We start from the raw sequence: 2,931 nt of genomic DNA, 5'->3' as shown, positions 1-2,931 counted from the left end.
GCATGGCTGGCGCAGCGGCGCAGCCGGTGGACCGGGCTGCGGGCGTGGTTCCTGCCGGGTGCGGACGGTTCACCGCCGCGGGTGGAGAACCTGCGGCTGGTGGCCCGGCGGGCGATCACCACGTTGTTGCAGGTGCTGGAGCGGATCACCGAGTCGCGCCGCCGGGCGAGCAGTGCGGTCGCCGATTTCCGGGAGTTGGCGCGGTGGTTCGCGCACGCGCCGTCGGAGGACGACTGTCACCGGCTGTTCTCGGCGGCGTTCGGGCTGGGTCCGGCCCGGCACGCGCATCTGACGCACCCGGATCCGGAGCTGGTGCCCACCGGGGTGCCGTGGCGGGACGCGCCGTCGGTTCCGGTGTCGCCGTTGCTGCGCACGGCGGGACGCGCGGAGAAGGTGGCCCGCACCGGGCGGGTGCGCGACGTGGACGCGCTGAAGCGGCAGCGCGCCGAACGTGCCCGTGCGCAGCAAGAGGAGCTGCGCCGGGCGATGGCGCGACTCGGCACCGGGGGGCCGGTGCGGCTGTCGGCGTTCGGAACCCTGGAGCAGGCGACGTTCGAGCGGTTGTTGGACCTGCTCGGGCGAGCCCTCTCGGCGCGGCCGGACAGTACGGGTGTGCGGCGGGCGAGCACCCCGGACGGGAAGGTGGAGGTGGTGCTGCGGGCCCCGCGGGAGGGGGCCGTGGCGACGTTGCGCACCTCGCGCGGGGTGCTCATCGGTCCGGACTACCTGGTGGACATCAGCGCGCCCGGGCTGGTGGGTAACGGACAGGGTGCTGCGTCCGACTCGCCCCGGGGCGGTGGTGCGTCCGGCGCCCCCGACGGGTTTTCCCCGCACGAGGAGACGGGCACGTGAGCAATCTGGGCAACCAGCTCGTCGCGGCCGAGCAGGAGGAGGTGGCCCGGGGTATCCGGCTGCTGCTGGGCAGGCCGCTGTTGACCAAGCAGCACGAGCCGGAGGCGTTCGACCTGGTCCGCAGGCGGCAGCAGCCCATCGAGCTGTGGTTCGACTACAACTGCGGCTGGCCGTTGACGGTGGAGCCGCGCCTCGGCTACGCGCGGCTGGCGAAGATCCGCCAGCCGGACGAGACGCGGCCCGCGCGGCGGTCCCGGTCGAACCGGGCGCCGTTCGACCGCAGGCGCTACACCCTGCTGTGTGTGGTGGCGGCGGAGCTGTTGTCCGGGCCGGTGACCACGATCGGTCTGCTGGCCGACCGGGTCCGGCAGGCCACCGCCACGGACGACAAGCTGGAAACGTTCGACACCGCCCGGCACGGCGAGCGCAAGGCGTATGTGGACGTGTTGCGGCTGCTGGAGTCGTTCGGGGCGTTGACCACGGTGGACGGGGTGACCGAGTCGTTCGTGGACTCCCGTGAGGCGAAGGTGCTCTACCGGGTGGACACCACGCTGGTGCTGCGGCTGCTGGCCGCCCCGAGCGGGCCGTCGCGGAGCCCGGTACCGCCGGAGGAGGTGGGCCTGCGCTGGCCCGAACTGGTGGACGGGCTGCTGCGGGAGCCCCGGTACGGCGACGGGGAGTCGCCGACCACGGACGTGCGCCGCAACCTGTGGCTACGGCACTCGATCTTCCGTCGGCTGTTCGACGACCCCGTGCTCTACGACGCCGACCTCACCGACGACCAGCGCGCGTACCTGCGCAACCCGCGCGGCCGCCAGTTGCTGCGCGCGGCGGCCGAGCAGGCCGGGTTCGTGTTGGAGGAACGCGCGGAGGGCTATCTGCTGGTCGACCCGGACGCGCTCGCGACCGACCGCACGTTCCCCGGCGGCAGCGGCACCGTCGGCGGTGCGGCGCTGCTGGTGCTGGACCGGCTGGTGGCCGCCGACACGGGGCTGACGGTCGAGCAGTTGCACGCCGAGGCGAGCGGCCTGCTGCGGGAATATCCGCACTGGGCCCGGCAGTACCGCGACGACGACGGGCCGGCGCGGCTGGTGTCCGAGTCACTGTCGGTGCTGACGACGTTCGGCCTGGCCGTGCGGGAGGCGGGCCGGGTGCGTGCGCTGCCCGCCGCCGCCCGCTACACCGTCACCGAGATCCGGCAGTGAGCGAGGGAGATCCGTGACCGTCACCGAGTTCCCGCAGCGCCCGGAACCCACCGACGACGCGCCCGACACCGCCTCCCGCGCGCCGCGCTGGCAGCCGCAGCGCGCCGGTCTGCTGAACGTGTGGCGCTACTACGACGAGGTGTTCTCCTTCCACGACGGCCGGGTGCTGCTGCGCGGGCCGAACGGCACGGGCAAGTCGAAGGCGCTGGAACTGCTGCTGCCGTTCCTGTTCGACGCGAGCCTGAAGCCGAACCGGCTCTCCACCTTCGGCACGTCCGAGCGGACGATGCACTGGAACCTGATGGGTGAGGGCGCCACCGGCAAGACCCGCGTCGGGTATGTGTGGCTGGAGTGCGCGTGGCTGCCTGAGCGGGAGGCGTGGTTCACCTGCGGCGCGCGGTTGCAGGCCACGGCGAACACCACGGGGGTCAAGGCCACGTTCTTCACGACCACCCGCAGGGTCGGCGAGGACCTGGAGCTGACGAACGCGTCGGGGCAGCCGCTGACGCCCTCCGCGTTGGCCGAGGCGCTCGGTGAGCACGGCACGGTGCACGAGCACCGCGGCGACTACCGCTCCACGGTGCGGCAGACGTTGTTCCCGGGGCTGTCCGAACAGCGCTACGACGCGCTGATCACCGCGTTGCTGCAGCTGCGGATGCCGAAACTCTCCCAGCGGCTCGACCCGGCGCTGCTGTCCACACTGCTCTCGCACGCGCTGCCGCCGTTGGACGAGGAGGACATCGCCGAGCTGGCCGAGGGGTTCGAGCGACTGGACCGGCAGCGGGAACGCCTCGCGCAGCTCGACGCGGAGGCCGACGCGGCGCGTCGGGTCGCCGAACGCCAGCGCACCTACGCCCGCCGGGTGCTGCGAGCC

The 2,931-nt window shown here is 73.2% G+C and carries 2 protein-coding genes and 1 pseudogene; all 3 read left to right on the top strand.

Features of this window, described 5'->3' with window-relative positions; translation table 11 throughout:
* Positions 1–852, top strand: an 852-nt coding sequence (locus tag SACSA_RS21025; protein WP_019813024.1) for a TIGR02677 family protein, incomplete at its 5' end; no start/stop codon positions are given.
* The gene (locus SACSA_RS0101715) at positions 849–2,057 is read left to right on the top strand and encodes a TIGR02678 family protein (protein WP_019813022.1); all 1,209 of its coding nucleotides are present in this window, start codon (positions 849–851) and stop codon (positions 2,055–2,057) included. The genes SACSA_RS21025 and SACSA_RS0101715, both read left to right, overlap by 4 nt.
* Before the next feature lie 13 nt (positions 2,058–2,070).
* A pseudogene (locus SACSA_RS0101710) lies at positions 2,071–2,931 on the top strand (TIGR02680 family protein); the annotation flags it as partial.

This window comes from Saccharomonospora saliphila YIM 90502 (assembly GCF_000383795.1).
GTDB lineage: Bacteria > Actinomycetota > Actinomycetes > Mycobacteriales > Pseudonocardiaceae > Saccharomonospora > Saccharomonospora saliphila.
This window is presented reverse-complemented; position numbering and strand designations above follow the sequence as displayed.